This window comes from Exiguobacterium sp. s133 (assembly GCF_018618595.1).
In the GTDB taxonomy this organism is placed as follows: Bacteria; Bacillota; Bacilli; order Exiguobacteriales; family Exiguobacteriaceae; genus Exiguobacterium_A; species Exiguobacterium_A oxidotolerans.
In genome coordinates, this window is record NZ_JACSMK010000015.1 from 1 (window position 1) to 17,403 (window position 17,403).

At 47.3% G+C, this 17,403-nt stretch carries 29 protein-coding genes; 1 reads left to right on the top strand and 28 read right to left on the bottom strand.

Translation table 11 applies throughout. The features are described from left to right. Positions 1-382 precede the first annotated feature (382 nt). The 3 genes from KNP96_RS15515 to KNP96_RS15525 all read right to left on the bottom strand — a co-directional run bounded on the left by KNP96_RS15515 (position 383) and on the right by KNP96_RS15525 (position 2,848). A complete protein-coding gene (locus KNP96_RS15515; protein WP_088836014.1) occupies positions 383-988 on the bottom strand; it encodes a KinB-signaling pathway activation protein in 606 nt (201 codons plus the stop codon). 3 nt (positions 989-991) lie between these two features. Next, positions 992-2,023, bottom strand: a complete 1,032-nt coding sequence (locus KNP96_RS15520) for an Mrp/NBP35 family ATP-binding protein (RefSeq protein ID WP_029332281.1) — start codon at positions 2,021-2,023, stop codon at positions 992-994. Between the two features lie 192 nt (positions 2,024-2,215). After that, complete coding sequence (locus tag KNP96_RS15525; protein ID WP_214771732.1) at positions 2,216-2,848, bottom strand: M15 family metallopeptidase; 633 nt, start codon at positions 2,846-2,848, stop codon at positions 2,216-2,218. 100 nt (positions 2,849-2,948) lie between these two features. Between KNP96_RS15525 and KNP96_RS15530 the strand changes: the two genes are divergently transcribed. After that, positions 2,949-3,239 (top strand): hypothetical protein, encoded by a 291-nt coding sequence (locus tag KNP96_RS15530; protein WP_088836012.1) that lies wholly within the window; start codon positions 2,949-2,951, stop codon positions 3,237-3,239. Positions 3,240-3,332: 93 nt separating this feature from the next. Here KNP96_RS15530 and rpsI read toward each other — a convergent pair whose 3' ends face one another. The 25 genes from rpsI to rplN form a co-directional block, all read right to left on the bottom strand. Next, entirely contained in the window at positions 3,333-3,725 is a 393-nt protein-coding gene (gene rpsI, locus KNP96_RS15535) for a 30S ribosomal protein S9 (protein ID WP_012369042.1), read from the bottom strand. Positions 3,726-3,749: 24 nt separating this feature from the next. Next, positions 3,750-4,187, bottom strand: a complete 438-nt coding sequence (gene rplM / locus KNP96_RS15540) for a 50S ribosomal protein L13 (RefSeq protein WP_012369041.1) — start codon at positions 4,185-4,187, stop codon at positions 3,750-3,752. A gap of 155 nt (positions 4,188-4,342) precedes the next feature. Beyond that, entirely contained in the window at positions 4,343-5,092 is a 750-nt protein-coding gene (truA, locus tag KNP96_RS15545; RefSeq protein WP_214767881.1) for a tRNA pseudouridine(38-40) synthase TruA, read from the bottom strand. Next, positions 5,092-5,883: an energy-coupling factor transporter transmembrane component T family protein gene (locus tag KNP96_RS15550; protein ID WP_088836011.1), complete on the bottom strand. Its 792-nt coding sequence runs from the start codon at positions 5,881-5,883 to the stop codon at positions 5,092-5,094. Before KNP96_RS15550 ends, truA begins: the two co-directional genes overlap by 1 nt. Continuing rightward, positions 5,880-6,737 (bottom strand): energy-coupling factor transporter ATPase, encoded by an 858-nt coding sequence (locus tag KNP96_RS15555; protein ID WP_029332275.1) that lies wholly within the window; start codon positions 6,735-6,737, stop codon positions 5,880-5,882. The genes KNP96_RS15550 and KNP96_RS15555 overlap by 4 nt, the downstream gene beginning before the upstream one ends. After that, positions 6,725-7,555 (bottom strand): energy-coupling factor ABC transporter ATP-binding protein, encoded by an 831-nt coding sequence (locus tag KNP96_RS15560; RefSeq protein WP_029332274.1) that lies wholly within the window; start codon positions 7,553-7,555, stop codon positions 6,725-6,727. Before KNP96_RS15560 ends, KNP96_RS15555 begins: the two co-directional genes overlap by 13 nt. A gap of 95 nt (positions 7,556-7,650) precedes the next feature. After that, on the bottom strand, positions 7,651-8,022 hold the full coding sequence (gene rplQ, locus KNP96_RS15565) for a 50S ribosomal protein L17 (protein ID WP_023466649.1): 372 nt from the start codon (positions 8,020-8,022) through the stop codon (positions 7,651-7,653). A 34-nt stretch (positions 8,023-8,056) separates the two neighbouring features. Next, positions 8,057-9,001: a DNA-directed RNA polymerase subunit alpha gene (locus KNP96_RS15570; RefSeq protein WP_029332273.1), complete on the bottom strand. Its 945-nt coding sequence runs from the start codon at positions 8,999-9,001 to the stop codon at positions 8,057-8,059. A gap of 137 nt (positions 9,002-9,138) precedes the next feature. Beyond that, the gene (gene rpsK / locus KNP96_RS15575) at positions 9,139-9,534 is read right to left on the bottom strand and encodes a 30S ribosomal protein S11 (RefSeq protein ID WP_029332272.1); all 396 of its coding nucleotides are present in this window, start codon (positions 9,532-9,534) and stop codon (positions 9,139-9,141) included. 16 nt (positions 9,535-9,550) lie between these two features. Next, positions 9,551-9,916, bottom strand: coding sequence for a 30S ribosomal protein S13 (rpsM, locus tag KNP96_RS15580; protein ID WP_012369033.1), 366 nt, complete (start codon positions 9,914-9,916; stop codon positions 9,551-9,553). 20 nt (positions 9,917-9,936) lie between these two features. Then, complete coding sequence (rpmJ, locus tag KNP96_RS15585) at positions 9,937-10,050, bottom strand: 50S ribosomal protein L36 (RefSeq protein ID WP_003156543.1); 114 nt, start codon at positions 10,048-10,050, stop codon at positions 9,937-9,939. A gap of 33 nt (positions 10,051-10,083) precedes the next feature. Next, the gene (infA, locus tag KNP96_RS15590) at positions 10,084-10,302 is read right to left on the bottom strand and encodes a translation initiation factor IF-1 (protein WP_012369032.1); all 219 of its coding nucleotides are present in this window, start codon (positions 10,300-10,302) and stop codon (positions 10,084-10,086) included. Between the two features lie 150 nt (positions 10,303-10,452). Further along, positions 10,453-11,205: a type I methionyl aminopeptidase gene (gene map / locus KNP96_RS15595; protein WP_029332271.1), complete on the bottom strand. Its 753-nt coding sequence runs from the start codon at positions 11,203-11,205 to the stop codon at positions 10,453-10,455. Next, entirely contained in the window at positions 11,205-11,852 is a 648-nt protein-coding gene (locus tag KNP96_RS15600; protein WP_026834297.1) for an adenylate kinase, read from the bottom strand. Before KNP96_RS15600 ends, map begins: the two co-directional genes overlap by 1 nt. A 72-nt stretch (positions 11,853-11,924) precedes the next feature. Further along, positions 11,925-13,214 carry a preprotein translocase subunit SecY gene (gene secY / locus KNP96_RS15605; RefSeq protein WP_214767884.1) on the bottom strand — a complete coding sequence of 430 codons (1,290 nt, stop codon included), beginning with the start codon at positions 13,212-13,214 and terminating at the stop codon, positions 11,925-11,927. Then, the gene (rplO, locus tag KNP96_RS15610; RefSeq protein WP_029332269.1) at positions 13,214-13,654 is read right to left on the bottom strand and encodes a 50S ribosomal protein L15; all 441 of its coding nucleotides are present in this window, start codon (positions 13,652-13,654) and stop codon (positions 13,214-13,216) included. The genes secY and rplO overlap by 1 nt, the downstream gene beginning before the upstream one ends. A gap of 35 nt (positions 13,655-13,689) precedes the next feature. Beyond that, complete coding sequence (gene rpmD / locus KNP96_RS15615) at positions 13,690-13,875, bottom strand: 50S ribosomal protein L30 (protein ID WP_012369027.1); 186 nt, start codon at positions 13,873-13,875, stop codon at positions 13,690-13,692. Between the two features lie 18 nt (positions 13,876-13,893). Next, positions 13,894-14,394, bottom strand: coding sequence for a 30S ribosomal protein S5 (gene rpsE / locus KNP96_RS15620; RefSeq protein WP_012369026.1), 501 nt, complete (start codon positions 14,392-14,394; stop codon positions 13,894-13,896). Between the two features lie 22 nt (positions 14,395-14,416). Next, positions 14,417-14,767, bottom strand: coding sequence for a 50S ribosomal protein L18 (rplR, locus tag KNP96_RS15625; RefSeq protein ID WP_029332268.1), 351 nt, complete (start codon positions 14,765-14,767; stop codon positions 14,417-14,419). Positions 14,768-14,804: 37 nt separating this feature from the next. Continuing rightward, a complete protein-coding gene (gene rplF, locus KNP96_RS15630; RefSeq protein ID WP_029332267.1) occupies positions 14,805-15,341 on the bottom strand; it encodes a 50S ribosomal protein L6 in 537 nt (178 codons plus the stop codon). Between the two features lie 31 nt (positions 15,342-15,372). Next, positions 15,373-15,771: a 30S ribosomal protein S8 gene (rpsH, locus tag KNP96_RS15635; RefSeq protein WP_012369023.1), complete on the bottom strand. Its 399-nt coding sequence runs from the start codon at positions 15,769-15,771 to the stop codon at positions 15,373-15,375. 31 nt (positions 15,772-15,802) lie between these two features. Then, positions 15,803-16,072 (bottom strand): 30S ribosomal protein S14, encoded by a 270-nt coding sequence (gene rpsN / locus KNP96_RS15640; RefSeq protein ID WP_012369022.1) that lies wholly within the window; start codon positions 16,070-16,072, stop codon positions 15,803-15,805. 14 nt (positions 16,073-16,086) lie between these two features. Continuing rightward, positions 16,087-16,626 (bottom strand): 50S ribosomal protein L5, encoded by a 540-nt coding sequence (rplE, locus tag KNP96_RS15645; protein ID WP_029332266.1) that lies wholly within the window; start codon positions 16,624-16,626, stop codon positions 16,087-16,089. A 31-nt stretch (positions 16,627-16,657) separates the two neighbouring features. Then, complete coding sequence (gene rplX / locus KNP96_RS15650) at positions 16,658-16,969, bottom strand: 50S ribosomal protein L24 (RefSeq protein ID WP_029332265.1); 312 nt, start codon at positions 16,967-16,969, stop codon at positions 16,658-16,660. Positions 16,970-17,003: 34 nt separating this feature from the next. Beyond that, on the bottom strand, positions 17,004-17,372 hold the full coding sequence (rplN, locus tag KNP96_RS15655) for a 50S ribosomal protein L14 (protein ID WP_012369019.1): 369 nt from the start codon (positions 17,370-17,372) through the stop codon (positions 17,004-17,006). Positions 17,373-17,403: the final 31 nt, after the last annotated feature.

The following is a 17,403-nucleotide window of genomic DNA, read 5'->3' on the forward strand; positions in this document are numbered from 1 at the left end:
CGCCAGCGTTCGTCCTGAGCCAGGATCAAACTCTCCATAAAGTGTTTGACTTGCTCGTTTTTGTGACTAAAAGTCACGTTGACGAAGCTCGCGCTTCATTCATTGTTTGTATCCGAAGATACGTTTTTTGCCTCATCGTTCAGTTTTCAAAGTCCGATATGTCATTTGACGACTTTTAAATCTTACAGTAAAGTATTAACTGATGTCAATTCTTTTTTATAAGTTTTTTTCGTTGTATGACGCTCGCTTTCGGTGTGTGCCTCAGCGACATGTATTAATATATCAACTCTTGTTTTTCACGTCAACTGTTTTTCTAAAAAAACTTTTAAAAAAGATGGACTCGATGGAATAGGTCAGAACAACCATCCCTCGAGTCCTTTTCTTATGCCTGTTTTTGCGACTGTACTTTCGCTGGAGCAGGCTTTTCTTGCAGGCGATGCAACATCAGGATTTGATACGCATTACAAACCAAGAGTGTCGCCAGTGCGGCCCAAAGCATCCGCTTGTCTTGCGTTGCCTGAAGAGCTGGTACCCATTCAATCAACGTGATGACCGTCATTAAGAATAACGTCGGGATGAAAGCACTGAAATTTGTTTCACGGGCTTTCGTACGCGCGACGAGAAATGCGACGAACAATAAGACAACCATTTCACCAATATAGAGGCTTGTTTTATCGAATCCGAACGCAAGTCCACGTAAGTAGACGCCGTCAAACAAGGCGAAGGCAATCAAAACGACCTGAACCCGATTCCATAACTTTGCGCCGCGGAACAGATCAAGTCCGACCCGGTGCAAAATCAAATAAGAGAAAAAGCCCATCAGGCTGATTGCCGTCCATGTACTACTGTATGCCAAGGCCGTAATGTATCCGCTAATCGATTGATTGCGGACGTACCCTGGTTCAGCGACAAGGTTAAACACGAAGCCGGCTAGCGTCCCAATTAGGAGCGTCATCCAGAACAGCTTCAAAAATCCTTTAATCTTCATGTATTATCCCTCTACTTTTTCGATGACACGCGCTGCGAGTTCATTATAGTGTGTTTCAAATGGATGGTCATCGCGATAAATCGATGGTGCAAAGTCCGATTCATTCGCATATGGTTGTCCAAGTGGAATCTTAGCTAGAATATCTGTTTTTAGCGCTTCTGACAACTTCTCTCCGCCACCTGATCCGAAGACATACTCTTTTTCACCGGTTACCTTGCTTTCGAAGTACGCCATATTTTCAATGATACCGAGCAAACGGTGGTTCGTCTTAATCGCCATCGCACCGGCACGAGCTGCAACGAATGCCGCTGTCGCATGTGGTGTCGTGACAATCAATTCCTGACAGCTTGGGAGCATCGAGTGAATATCAAGTGCGACGTCACCCGTTCCTGGCGGCAAATCGAGCAAGAGGTAATCAAGATCGCCCCACTCAACATCCGAGAAGAAGTTATTGAGCATCTTCCCGAGCATCGGTCCACGCCAGATGACGGGTGCATTGTCTTCGACGAAGAAGCCCATCGAGATGACTTTTACGCCAAACCGCTCTGGCGGAATGATCCGGTCATTGACGACGGTCGGTCGTGTTTCAATTCCCATCATATCCGGAACACTAAAACCATAGATATCCGCGTCGATCAAACCGACTTTTTTACCTGCCCGTGCAAGGGCAACTGCGAGGTTGACGGAAACCGTCGATTTTCCGACGCCCCCTTTACCAGAAGCGATCGCGATGAACGTCGTCCCTGACTCCGGTTTAAGAATCGATGGTGTCGTCGCTGCCTGAATCCCGTGATCGCCGAGTGCCTCGAAACGAAGTCCGACCGTCTTGAAGCCTTTTTCTTTTAACTCTTTAACGATTTCTTGTTGTAACGTCAACTGTTCACCTGAACCTGCTTGCGCAAGTGCGATTTTCAGGCTGACGTAGTCTCCTTTGATTCGGACATCACGAATCCCGTTCGTATCTGCAAGCGAGCGTTCGATCGTCGGATCAATTAACTGTCCGACTACCTCGCGAATTTCTTGTTCATTCAACATAGTGCCTTCCCCCTGAGAACGTTCGATTTATTCCATTTCAGTATAACAAAAATAAGATAGCGCTTGCACATTTCGACTCGGAAAGGAGAATATTTCCTGAAGTTTTCGTACTCAGTGAAAGACGACTCGCTTTATGATCGAAAAAGACTACTCTCCTTCGGCATACCCGCAGAAAGAACAGTAGTCATTTCATTAAAACATTCGATTCCAGGTCGCTGGTCCGACAACACCGTCAACCGCAAGCCCTTGCCGTACTTGATAGGCTCTCACCTGCCGTGCCGTCGTCTCGTCAAACCTTTTTGTAACGGGTGCCTTCACAGCGCGCTGGATTCGCTCGATGTCACGTTCATTCATCCCGATCGCCCCCCGGTACAGTGGACGCCCCGGATACGGGACGAGAACATCCGTCGTTGCCTTGAGTAGTTCAAAGTGAGGGTAATCCTGAAACGTCACCCAATCACCGCCCCAAGAAAAGCCTTGCTCTTTCATTGCCTGGACGATTTGTTGAAAGTTGGCATCGGTATTAAAGATCGCTTCCGTTCCGTCCATGGAGTATTGAAACAGATCAACGGCAATCCCGCGGTTATGATTTGATTGTCCTCCACGGGCATGCGTGACAATCGCTCCCGGCGTCGTTCGTCCTTGCGCATAGAGTTTCTCCTGCTCGGCATAGGAACGGAAGCCTTGGGCCACTCCGACATAAATTCCTTTGACATGGAGTTCCCGGATGACTTGGCGTGTCTTTCGGGCGACTTCCGGCGAGAGTCCGGGAACATTCAGTTTTCGATTGGCTCGTTCGAGCAACCAACTGACTGATAGTGTCATCTTTCACCACACTCCTTTCTCCTCTGTTCCCGAAAACAGAATCCGGTATACTTAACGATGGACTTATCCTCACCAAGCATTCGGAAAAAGGAGTTTTTTGATGAAAAAAATGTTAGTCTTCGCAAGCGTCATCACAGTCTTCTTACATATCGGCTATGCGATTTACTTTTATGCAGGGCATGAAGCAAATGTAGCTTATCAACCCGCTCTCCCTGAAAACAGCACGGTGTTAAGTCAGGAGACGTCTTTTACCGGTACAGTCGGTTCACAGACGGCGAATGATCCTCTTGCATTTTTACAGCATCTGTTCCTCTGGAGTATCCCGCTGACGTTTGTTGCTCTCACAGCACTCTTATTCCTCATCCGAACAATACGACGACGTACGTTTTGAACGGCAGACAGTTGCTTGACCGCTTTTTTAATTAGAGAGCGGTCTTTTGGCATAAAAAAACCTCCCACCCGTAAGGATGAGAGGTAAAAACGATTAACGTTTTGAGAACTGAGGCGCACGACGTGCTGCTTTAAGACCGTATTTCTTACGTTCTTTCATACGAGCATCGCGTGTTAAGAAGCCTTTAGCTTTAAGTGTTCCACGGAAATCTGGATCCGCTTGAAGAAGTGCACGTGAGATACCGTGACGGATAGCGCCTGCTTGACCAGTGAAGCCGCCGCCTTTGACCGTTACCATGATATCGTATTTACCTTCTGTTTCTGTGAGTACAAGTGGTTCTTTTGCAGTCATGATTAAAGTTTCATAACCGAAGTATTCGCTGATATCGCGCCCGTTAACTGTGACTTTACCGTCTCCAGCAACGAGGAAAACGCGAGCTGCCGCGTGTTTACGGCGACCAGTGCCGTAGTAACGTACATCTGCCATCGTGTAGTTCCTCCTAAATTCGTATTAACCGCGAAGTTCGTAAACTTCTGGTTGTTGTGCTTCTTGCTTATGAGTATCTCCAGCGTAAACGTGGAGTTTGTTGAACATTTGACGACCGAGGCTACCTTTTGGAAGCATCCCTTTGATCGCGAGTTCAAGCATACGCTCAGGTTTGTTAGCGAGTAAGTCGCGTGCGACAGTCTGCTTCAAGCCGCCTGGATGACCAGAGTGACGGTAGTAGACCTTTTTGTCGAGTTTGTTACCAGTTAATACGATTTTCTCAACGTTGATGAGGATAACGTGATCCCCACAGTCAACGTGTGGTGTGAACGTAGGTTTGTGCTTACCGCGGAGAAGTGAAGCCACTTCGCTCGAAAGACGACCGAGTGTTTTGCCTTCTGCGTCGATAAGGAGCCATTTGCGTTCTACATCAGTAGCTTTCGCCATGAAAGTTGTGCGCATGTAAAATACCTCCTAAGGAATTTAAAAGTTTCTTTTTTGATTTTTCATTTATTCACTGTGTGAATCTATCAGAATCTTAGGTGTACGGGGCTAAGATTGTGGTTTCATAATAAATGAAATGCCAATAAACATTGTATGTTTTTTAGCGGCTAATGTCAAATGCCTTTTTTAGACTCTGGGTAGAAAACTTCCCAAAGGTACAACCCGTGCGGTGGTGCCGTCACACCAGCGACGTTTCGATCCTTCGCGGCAAGCATCTTCTTGATGTCCGTAGCGGCAAAACGTCCGCGTCCGACATCAAACAAAGTCCCGACCATGATACGAATCTGATTATAGAGAAAACCGCTTCCTTTAAACCGAAAGATTAGCTCTTCCCCGTACTCAATCAACTCCGCTTCATAAATCGTCCGGATTCGATTATCCGTTTCCGTCTTCGCGACACAAAACGAACTGAAATCATGGGTGCCGACTAAATACGTCATCGCTTGACGCATCACGTCGAGATCAAGCGCGTACGGAATCAATACCGATTGATGACGTCGAAACGCATCTTCGGTCCAGCGTACGAAGTACCGGTACTCTTTCCCCACTACATCATACCTTGCTTCGAAGTCAGAAGCGACCTCTTTACAGTCCCGGACACGAATATCGTCCGGTAATAACGTATTTAAGGCCTTGACCATGCTGTCCGGCGCAATCGCAAGTTCCGTATCGAAATGGATGACTTGCCCCTGTGCGTGCACACGAGCGTCTGTACGCCCTGATCCAATCACCTTGACCGGGTGCTTGTGCATCCGCGCAAGCGTCTTCTCGACGACCTCCTGGATCGTTACACCATTCGGTTGGACTTGGTAACCAGAGTAACCCGTCCCGTCATATTGAATCGTACATTTAAAACGTCGCATCAGAAACCTCCCCGTAAGTAAACAAGCAGGAGCGCGACGACGACGAGGAGACCCATCAAACCGGTATCACGTGCCGTCCATTTCGATTCCCGGAGACGCGTCCGTCCTTCTCCCCCACGGTAGCCGCGTGCTTCCATCGCAATCGCGAGGTCCTCTGCCCGCTTAAAGGCCGAGATGAACAATGGAATCAAAAGTGGGATGATTGCCCGCAGACGCTCTTTAATCGGTCCTGCCGCTAAATCAACACCACGTGCCTGCTGTGCTTTCATGATCTTCTCCGTCTCTTCTGCCAATGTCGGTAAGAACCGCAGCGAAATCGAGAGCATCAAGGCAATCTCATGCGTCGGAACGCGGACGACCTTGAATGGCTTCAAAAGCAACTCAATTGCATCTGTCAGCTCGATCGGTGACGTCGTCAAGGTGACGAGTGTCGTGATCGAGACCAAATAGAAGAAGCGGAGCGAGACGATGATGGCGAGACGCAGACCTTCCGAATAAATTTTAAACCATCCAAATTCGAACAAGACGGTTCCTTCTCGCGTAAAGAACAGTTGAACGATGAAGGTGAAGACGATTAGGAAAAGAATCGGACGTAAGCCCTTCAAGACGTAGCGGAGTGGCAATTTACTACTCGCTAACGCTAAAAACGTAAAGATGAGTAAAAAAATGTTCGTCGCTGCATTGTTCGCGAGGAACACGAGCGGGATGAAACAAAATGCAAAAATAATTTTTGCAAGCGCAGAAGAACGATGAAGATAGGACGTACCCGGAATATGTTGTCCGACGATCATATACGTCCCCCCTGTACCTGTAGAATCCAATCCACGACTTCCGGTTCCGTTCGTAAGTTCGGACGCGAAAGTCCGAGTCGGTCTGCCACCGGCCAGGCAAGTGCTAAGACGTGCGGCAAATCAAGATGGAACTGCTTCAGCAGCTCCGCCTGTTGGAATAATCCAATCGGCTCTCCATCATACGCGACTTGTCCATGCTCCATGACGACGACACGATTCGTATATTCAAGCACTTGATCCATATCATGCGTGATCAAGAGTAATGTCAAACCCGTTTCCGCATGAAGTCGGGCGAAAAGACTCAGCATTTGCTTACGTCCTTGCGGATCGAGTCCAGCGGTCGGTTCGTCGACGATCAACACGTCTGGTTGACTAGCGAGTACGCCTGCAATCGCAACACGCCTCATTTGCCCACCAGACAAGTCAAACGGCGATCGGGACCAGAAGACTTCGTCTAGCCCTACTGTGCGTAATGCCTCTTTTGCGAGCCGTTCCGCCTCTTCCTGCTCATGCCCGAAGTTCATTGGACCGAACATGACATCCTTTAAGACTGTTTCTTCAAACAGCTGGTACTCAGGATACTGAAAGACGAGACCGACACGTTTTCGTAGTGCCTTTAAATCTTGTTTTCGTTTTGGTTCAATGATGATGTCATCGACTTGGACTTTTCCTCTCGTCGGTTTCAGCAATCCATTGATGTGCTGGACGAGCGTCGACTTCCCAGACCCAGTGTGCCCTACAAACGCAACAAGCGCCCCTGACGGAATCTCAAGATTCACATCACGCAGCGCGACTCGTTCGAACGGACTATTAAGTTGGTACGTATAGTTCAATTCCTGGATTAGGATTGGCATAAGCGGTTCACCAATTCACTTTCATCTAGTATCGTGTCCCCATACGAGAGACCTCGCGCCCGCAATTGCTCCTGAACTCGAACGATGAAAGGAACATCGAGACCGATTTCTTGGAGAAACGCCGATTTCGCAAAGACTTCTTGAGGTGTACCTTCTAATACGATTTTCCCGGCATCCATCACGATGACACGACTGGCCTGTAAGACCTCGTCTAATTCATGTGTAATGGCGACTACCGCCATCGGATGTCGTTCATATAATTCTTGAACGGTCGACATAACCTCTTCACGTGCGAGTGGATCAAGCATCGATGTTGCTTCATCAAGCACGAGAACATCAGGGCGCATCGCAAGTGCCGAAGCAATTGCGACACGCTGCTTCTGTCCGCCGGATAGTTGATGGGGTTCCCGATCAACAAAATCCGTAAGGCCAACGCGCGCTAGACTGTCGTCAATACGACGAACCATTTCCTCGCGTGGCACACCCCAATTTTCAAGGGCAAATGCCACGTCGTCGCGCACGGTCGTGCCAACAAATTGATTATCTGGATTTTGAAAGACGATGCCGATTGCCCGACGCATCTCCCATAGTTGCTCCGGATTCGCACTCGAGAATGTCTCGCCTACGGTCACCGTTCCTGATTCAGGAAGCAACAAGCCATTAAACAATTTAGTCAGCGTTGATTTTCCAGAGCCGTTGTGTCCAACGATGGCGACCCATTCACCAGAATGAATCGTCAGAGAGACATCTTGTAACGCAGCTTGTTCCTGTTCCGGATACCGATACGTAACGTGATCCAGTTCAATTAGCTTCGTCATGTCTACTCCTCCTTCATCAAATCAATTAATTCCATTTGTAACAAAAGGGCAGAAGCGAGTTACGCACTGCCCTTTTATAACGAATCATTTAAAAATTAAACGAGTTCGATGATGACCATTTCTGCGCCGTCACCACGACGTGGTCCCATTTTCATGATGCGTGTGTAACCACCTTGACGCTCAGCAAAACGTGGAGCAACATCAGCGAATAATTTTTGGATCGCGTCTTGTGCTTTGCCCTCTGCGTTTTGACCAGCAGCTTCACGGCGAACGAACGATGCAACTTGACGACGAGCGTGGAGATCACCGCGTTTACCTAAAGTGATGAGTTTCTCAACGACTGGACGAAGTTCCTTCGCTTTTTGTTCTGTAGTTTGGATACGCTCATTGATGATGAGATCAGTCGCAAGGTCACGCAAAAGTGCCTTACGTTGTGAGCTTGTACGGCCTAATTTCGAGTATGCCATGGATGGATTCCCTCCTTCGTGCAATTAATAGTTTTTAGTCTTCTTTACGCAAACCAAGTCCGAGTTCGTCGAGCTTCGCTTGAACTTCTTCGAGTGATTTACGTCCGAGGTTACGAACTTTCATCATCTCGTCTTCGCTCTTATTCGCGAGTTCTTGAACCGTATTGATACCAGCGCGTTTCAAACAGTTGTACGAACGAACTGAAAGATCGAGTTCTTCGATCGTCATTTCAAGTACTTTTTCTTTTTGATCTTCTTCCTTTTCGACCATGATTTCGGCATGGAGCGCTTCGTCCGTAAGACCAACAAAGATGTTTAAGTGTTCTGTCATGATTTTCGCACCGAGTGACACTGCTTCTTCAGGGCGGATTGAACCGTCCGTCCAAACATCAAGCGTCAATTTATCGAAGCTCGCATCTTGACCGACACGTGTTTTTTCAACTTGATAGTTTACACGTTGAATTGGCGTGTAAATCGAATCAATTGGGATCACACCGATTGGCATATCGTCCCGTTTGTTATCTTCAGCCTGAACATACCCACGACCGCGACGAGCTGTCAGACGCATATGAAGTGATGCACCTTCTGCAAGTGTTGCAATGTGAAGTTCTGGGTTGAGGATTTCGACGTCGCTGTCATGCGTAATGTTTGCCGCAGTAACAACGCCAGCGCCTTGAATATCGATCTCAAGTGTTTTCTCTTCTTCCGAGTAAACTTTGAGGGCGAGTTTCTTAAGGTTCAAGATGATTTGGGTAACGTCTTCTACAACGCCATCAATCGTCGAGAACTCATGAAGAACGCCATCGATTTGGACTGCAGTGACTGCAGCACCCGGAAGTGAAGATAATAGGATACGACGCAATGAGTTACCAAGCGTTGTACCGAATCCACGCTCAAGCGGTTCTACTACGAATTTACCAAACGTAGCGTTTTCGCTTAATTCGACCGTTTCAATCTTCGGTTTTTCGATTTCGATCATCTGAACCCCTCCTTGAATATCGTCCTGTTGGCCATCGCGTTCAATCGCCAACCGTCTCGTGTACGTGTCTACTGCTTGATTTGGTCAAACGATCAACAAAAGTCTACTCGATTTCCCGCTTTGCAGTACAAGACGGGTTACACGCGACGACGTTTTGGAGGGCGGCAACCGTTGTGTGGAACTGGAGTTACGTCACGGATCGCTGTAACTTCGAGACCGATTGCTTGAAGCGCACGGATAGCAGCTTCACGACCTGCACCAGGACCTTTAACGTTGACTTCTACAGTACGCATACCGTTGTCCATTGCAGTTTTTGCAGCTGTTTCAGAAGCAAGTTGTGCTGCGAATGGAGTCGATTTACGTGAGCCTTTGAAGCCCATGTTACCTGCAGTTGCCCAAGAGATTGCATTCCCTTGCACATCAGTGATCGTAACGATTGTGTTGTTGAATGTTGAACGGATATGCACGATACCAGACTCAATATTCTTTTTGACTTTACGTTTACTACGAACGTTCTGTTTACGTTTTGCCATATTAGTTTACCCTCCCTTACTTCTTCTTGTTCGCTACTGTACGGCGTGGGCCTTTACGAGTACGCGAGTTGTTTTTAGTGTTTTGACCACGAACTGGAAGACCACGACGGTGACGAACACCACGGTAGCAACCGATTTCGATCAAACGTTTGATGTTGAGTGAGATTTCACGACGAAGGTCACCCTCAACTTTTACTTTATCTAAACCATCACGAAGTTGGTTGAGTTGTTCTTCAGTCAATTCACGAGTACGAGTATCTTCAGAGATACCAGCTTCTTTCAAGACTTTCTGAGCAGTCGTTTTACCAACACCATAGATGTAAGTGAGTGAGATAACGATGCGTTTCTCACGTGGAATATCTACACCAGCAATACGTGCCATGTGTGCACCTCCTTGTTTAATTACCCTTGTTTTTGTTTATGCTTAGGGTTTTCGCAAATAACCATTACTTTGCCTTTACGGCGGATAACTTTACACTTTTCACAGATCGGTTTAACCGAAGGTCTTACTTTCATTGTGAATACCTCCTCCTGAAAAAATCGGAGTTTTTATTTGAAACGGTATGTGATCCGTCCGCGAGTTAAGTCGTATGGTGACAACTCAACTGTTACTTTATCTCCTGGTAAGATCCGAATGAAGTGCATCCGAATTTTTCCTGAGACGTGCGCGAGGACCGTGTGGCCGTTTTCTAACTCCACCTTAAACATCGCATTTGGAAGTGGTTCGATAACCGTACCTTCCACTTCGATTACATCTTGTTTCGCCATCAATTATACCCCTTTCTCTATAAAGTTGATTGGGAGCCCAGACGATTTGTAGCGCTTAGGGGCTTTCTACAGTAGCCGTTGAGAGATCATCGGTCACAAACACGAGTGGATAGCGGCTTATAGAAAGGTGACACCAATAACGCGCACAGCTCACTCTGCATCGACCGTTAAGATCTCGTAGCCGTCGTCTGTGATGGCGATGGTGTGCTCAAAGTGGGCGCACATGCTACCGTCCACTGTCACTACCGTCCAATTGTCGGATAGTGTGCGAACATAGCGTTTCCCGACGTTGACCATTGGCTCAATCGCCAGTGTCATGCCGGTTTTCAGGCGCGGCCCTTTCCCCGGTGGTCCATAATGTGGGATTTGCGGATCTTCATGCAAATTTTGTCCCACGCCGTGGCCCACATATTCGCGGACTACAGAAAAATTCGCTGCTTCGACATGTGACTGAATCGCATGCGAAATATCTGTCAGGTGCACACCAGCTTTGGCGCGCTCCAATCCTTTATACAGAGATTCTTCAGTTACGTCAAGTAACTGCTTTGTCTCTTCAGAGATTGTACCGACCGGATATGTCCAGGCTGAATCTCCGTGATATCCATTATACTCCGCCCCGATATCAATCGAGATGATGTCTCCATCGTGGAGTACGCGGTCACCCGGAATACCATGGACAAGTTCTTCATTTACTGATGCGCAGATGCTACCAGTAAACCCATTATAACCTTTAAACGATGGTGTTGCCCCTTGACTTCGAATATAACGTTCAGCGATCGCGTCGAGTTGCCCCGTCGTGATGCCTGGACGAATGTGAGCTTTAAGCTCCTTATGCGTCCGAGCGACGATTTGTCCTGCCTTACGCATAATGTCGATTTCACGCGGCGCTTTCGTAATGATCATTACTGACCACCAAGAAGTGCTTGAACATCGGAGTAAACTTCATTAATCGGACGATCACCGTCCAAATTACGAAGATACCCTTTTTCAGCGTAAAAGTCAATCAAAGGTTGCGCTTGCGCGACGTTGACTTCAAGACGACGGCGAACCGTTTCTTCTTGATCATCTTCACGTTGAACAAGTGCTGATCCGTCGATATCACAGACACCTTCCACTTTTGGTGGGTTATAGATGACGTGATACGTTGCTCCACATGTCGGGCAAATCCGGCGGCCTGTCAAACGAGGGACAAGTTTCTCCGGGTTGACACCGATGTGAATGACGTGATCGATTTGTTTGTTAAGATCCGCAAGTAATGCTTCAAGAGCATCTGCTTGTTTCACTGTGCGTGGGAAACCGTCAAGAAGAAAACCATTTGCACAGTCTTCTTTGGCGAGACGTTCACGTACGATGCCGATTGTGACTTCATCCGGAACGAGTTCCCCTTTATCCATGTACGATTTCGCTTCCTGTCCGAGCGGTGTTTGATCTTTGATCGCCGCGCGGAACATGTCGCCTGTCGAGATGTGTGGAATGGCGTAGTCTTCGATAATTTTCGCAGCCTGCGTCCCTTTTCCAGCACCCGGCAAGCCCATCAATACAAGATTCATGTCGGTAGCCTCCACTTCTATAGACTCTATAGACACAACAGAAAGGAAAGGGATGGTCCCCTTCCTCCCGCCTTATCGGATAAAGCCTTTGTAGTGTCGTTTAACCAGTTGACTTTCAATCTGTTTCATCGTCTCAAGACCTACACCGATGACAATCAGCAAGCTTGTTCCACCAATTTGCACCGAGTTCGGTAAACCAGCGAACTTAATAAAGAACGTTGGTGTCACCGCGATGACAGCAAGGAAGAGCGAACCGAAGAATGTCAGACGATAGAGGATCTTCGTGATGTATTGTTCCGTTTGCTTACCAGGACGGATACCAGGAATGTACCCGCCTTGTTTTTGAAGGTTCTCTGCCATTTGTTCCGGGTTGACCTGAACGAATGTGTAGAAGTACGAGAACGCGATGATCAACGCAACATAAATCGACATTCCGATTGGACTCGTATAGTCGAAGATGTCACGAATTTTCGTCGCTGTTTCCGGACTCGCAAAGAAACTTGCAATCGTTGGTGGAGTCACCATGAACGACACCGCGAAGATAACTGGGATAACACCAGCAGCGTTCAGCTTCATCGGCAAGTGTGTCGATTGGCCGCCTACTGGCGCACGGTTCACCGTACGCTTAGCGTACTGAATCGGAATCTTACGTGCAGCTTGCTGCACATAGATGACACCGACGATGACCGCAATGATGATTAAAAGCAACAGTACGATATAAAGCACATTGACGAACAAAGCATCCCCTGCATTTTGAAGCTTTGTTTCGTAAATCTGGCGGAACGCGTTCGGGAAGCCTGCGACAATCCCAGCGAAGATGATCATTGATATCCCGTTACCAATGCCCTTCTCCGTAATGAGTTCACCGAGGAACATCAAGAACGCTGTACCAGCCGTCAAAACAAGTGCAATCATAACGTACGTCCAGGTGCCAAAATCTTCATTGACAAGACCTGGATAGATACGGTTAAATCCAAGCGCGATTCCAAACGCTTGGACTAAGCCGAGTACGATCGTTCCATAGCGCGTTACCGTTGCTAACTTCTTACGGCCCGCCTCTCCTTGTTTTGCCCATTCGGCAAACTTTGGAACAACGTCCATCTGTAAGAGTTGGACAACGATCGAGGCCGTAATATACGGCATGATTCCCATCGCAAAGAGTGAGAAATTCTGCAAAGCATTCCCGCCGAAGGAGTTCAAGAATCCGAGAATACCATTCTCGTCAATCTTGAATACTTCAGTGTTTACCATCGGCACTGGGATATGCGCTCCGATCCGGAACACGATAATCAGGGCCAAGGTAAAGAGAATGCGCCGACGGATGTCGGCTACGCGCCACATATTGGAGATCGCTTGAAACATTAGATCACCTCAACCGTACCGCCGGCAGCTTCGATCGCTTGCTTCGCAGCTTCGGAGAACTTGTGAGCTTTTACTGTCAGTTTCTTTTCAATCTTGCCGTTTGAAAGGATCTTAACGCCGTCTTTCATACCTTTGACTGCGCGAGTCTCGATAAGAAGTTCAGGAGTTACTTCAGTTCCTTCTTCAAAACGGTTAAGTGTGTCAAGGTTGATAACCGCGAACTCTTTACGAGTCGGGTTGTTGAAGCCGCGTTTTGGTAAACGACGGAAAAGTGGGTTTTGTCCACCTTCGAAACCTGGACGAACACCACCGCCTGAACGAGCTTTTTGACCTTTGTGACCACGGCCAGAAGTCTTACCGTTACCAGAAGACATACCGCGACCTACACGGTTGCGTTCTGAACGTGAACCAGCAGCTGGTTTCAATTCATGGAGTTTCATAGTGGGGCACCTCCTCATAAAATTATATCGTTCTATTACTCTTGAATTTCTTTAACTGTCAATAAGTGTGACACGTGGTTAATCATCCCACGCATAGCAGCGTTGTCAGGTACGACAACCGTTTGGTGCATCTTACGGAGACCAAGCGTACGAGTAGTAACGCGTTGGTTCTCCGGACGACCGATCATGCTGCGTGTGAGGGTAACTGCGAGTTTCGCCATCTGTATTCCCTCCCTTTCTTAACCGCGAAGTTCTTCGACGGTTTTACCGCGGAGTTTCGCAACGTCTTCAGCACGTTTAAGTGAAGTGAGACCTTTAACAGTCGCACGAACCATGTTGATTGGAGTGCTTGATCCAAGTGATTTCGAAAGAATGTCGTTGATTCCCGCTAATTCGAGAACCGCACGAACTGGGCCACCAGCGATGACTCCAGTACCTTCAGAAGCAGGTTTCAAGAAGACGTGACCTGCACCGAAAATTCCGTTGATTTCGTGTGGAATTGTAGTGTTAACGATTGGAACGTTAACCATGTTTTTCTTTGCATCTTCGATTGCTTTACGGATCGCTTCAGGCACTTCCTGAGCTTTACCCGTACCGAAACCTACGTGACCATTCTTGTCACCTACGACGACGAGTGCAGCAAAACGGAAGCGACGGCCACCTTTTACTACTTTCGCGACGCGGTTTACAGTAACAACGCGTTCTTCGAGTTGATCCATGTTAATTTCTAACTGGCGCATGTAGAGGTTCCCTCCTTTTCTATTAGAATTTGAGACCAGCTTCACGAGCTGCTTCAGCTACAGCTTTGATACGTCCATGATAGAGATATCCTCCACGGTCGAAAACGACTGTTTCAATACCTTTTTCAAGAGCGCGTTCAGCTGCGAGCTTACCGACTGCTGTTGCAGCGTCAGCTGTGTTGCCTTTTTCAAGATCGAGTGATGATGCAGATGCGAGTGTTGCATGTGTTGCATCGTCAATGACTTGTACGTAAATGTTCTTGTTCGAACGGAATACGTTCATGCGTGGACGTGTTGCAGTCCCGATGATTGTACGACGTACACGACCATGACGCTTTTTACGCGTAGCGTTTTTGTCTGCCTTTGAGATCATTTATGCCACTCCTTTCCGGTCAATTCGTATCAACGAATTACTTACCTGTTTTACCTTCTTTACGACGAACGACTTCATCACTGTAACGAATTCCTTTACCTTTGTACGGCTCAGGTTGACGGTACGAACGAATCAATGCAGCAACGTGTCCAACACGCTCTTTGTTGATTCCGCGGATGATGATTTGCGTATTCGTAGGAACTTCGACTTCAATGCCTTGTTCCGGAGTGTACTCGATTGGGTGTGAGTAACCGAGGTTGAGTACGATTTTGTTACCTTGCTTTTGAGCACGGTAACCAACACCTTGGATATCAAGTGTCTTAGCAAAACCGTTGTTTACACCTTCGACCATGTTCGCGATAAGCGCACGAGTCGTTCCGTGAATTGTACGGTTAGCCTTTTCGTCGTTTGGACGAACGACAGTCAATTCATTACCTTCTACGTTGATAGCCATAGTCGGGTTGAACTCACGTGTGAGTTCACCTTTAGGACCTTTTACTGTAACTGTGCTGTTTTCAACTGTTACTGTAACGCCTGCTGGGATAACGACCGGCTTTTTACCAATACGTGACATTTAAGACACCTCCGTTCTTTTTATGCGTGAATTACCAGATGTATGCGATCACTTCGCCGCCGACTTTTTGTTGGCGAGCTTCTTTGTCTGTCATAACACCTTTAGATGTTGAAACGATAGCGATTCCGAGACCACCGAGTACTTTCGGGATTTCATCAGCTTTCGCGTAAACGCGAAGACCTGGTTTCGAGATACGTTTGAGTCCAGTGATAACGCGTTCGTTGCTTGCGCCATACTTAAGGAATACGCGGAGCGTACCTTGTTTGCTGTCCTCGAGATATTCAACATCGCGGATGAAACCTTCACGTTTGAGGATTTCAGCGACTTCACGTTTGATTGTAGAAGCTGGCATTTCCAACTTCTCATGGCGAACCATGTTTGCATTACGAATGCGTGTAAGCATATCTGCAATCGGATCTGTCATAACCATGCGATGTACCTCCTTTCACAACTTTAATGAATTACCAGCTTGCTTTTTTAACACCAGGGATTTGACCTTTATGAGCAAGATCACGGAACTTAATACGGCTGATACCGAATTTACCAATGTAACCGTGTGGACGGCCAGTGATACTGCAACGGTTGTGTAAACGAACCGCTGAAGAGTTACGTGGGAGTTTGCTCAAGCCGATGTAGTCGCCTTGTGCTTTCAATTCTGCGCGTTGTTCAGCGTAGCGCTCTACGAGTGCTTGGCGTTTTACTTCACGTGCGATCATTGATTTCTTAGCCATGTGTGCGGCCTCCCTTATTTTTGGAATGGCATGCCGAGTGCTGTGAGAAGCTCACGAGACTCTTCATCCGTATTAGCAGTAGTTACGATAACGATGTCCATACCACGGACTTTAGATACGCGATCGTAGTCGATCTCTGGGAAGATCAATTGTTCCTTCACGCCTAGCGTGTAGTTACCACGGCCATCGAATGATTTCTTCGATACACCACGGAAGTCACGTACACGTGGAAGTGACACGTTGATCAACTTGTCGAGGAATTCGAACATGCGCTCTCCGCGAAGTGTAACCTTCGCACCGATTGGCATACCTTCACGAAGTTTGAAACCAGCGATTGATTTCTTAGCTTTCGTGATGAGTGGCTTCTGACCAGTGAGGAGCTGAAGCTCTTCTACTGCCATGTCAAGTGCTTTCGTGTTCGTAACAGCGTCACCAACACCCATGTTGATTACGATCTTATCGACTTTCGGCGCTTGCATTACAGAAGTATAGTTGAATTTCTCCATCATTACTTTGACGATTTCGTCTTGGTATTTAGCTTTTAAACGGTTCATCAGAAAGTGGACCTCCTTTCTTTAAATCTTCTTATTTATCTAAAGCTTCGCCCGATTTTTTAGCGATACGTACTTTCTTGCCGTCAACCACAGTGAAACCAACGCGTGTTGGAGTTCCTGTCTTAGGGTCGATGAGCATAACGTTCGATACGTGAATCGGTGCTTCTTTCTCGACAATTCCGCCTTGCGGGTTAAGTTGAGAAGGTTTTGTGTGTTTTTTGATCATGTTAACGCCTTCGACGATAACGCGATCTTTTTTAGGCATAGCAGTAAGAATAACGCCTTGTTTGCCTTTATCTTTACCAGTCATAACCTGAACTTTATCACCTTTTTTGACATGCATCGTTAGAGCACCTCCTTGTAGGAATTCTTTGGAATTAAAGTACTTCCGGTGCCAACGAGACGATCTTCATGAAGTCTTTTTCACGAAGTTCGCGTGCGACTGGTCCGAAGATACGTGTGCCACGTGGGCTTTTATCATCTTTGATGATGACTGCTGCATTTTCGTCAAAACGGATGTACGAACCGTCTTTACGACGAACGCCACGTTTAGTACGAACGACTACTGCGCGTACAACTTCACCTTTTTTGACAACGCCACCTGGTGTTGCTTGTTTAACTGTGCAAACAATTACGTCACCGATGTTAGCAGTTTTGCGACCAGATCCACCGAGGACTTTGATCGTCAAGACTTCACGAGCTCCTGAGTTGTCTGCTACTTTCAAGCGAGATTCTTGTTGAATCATACGATTGTACCTCCCTCCGGATGTTTATTCA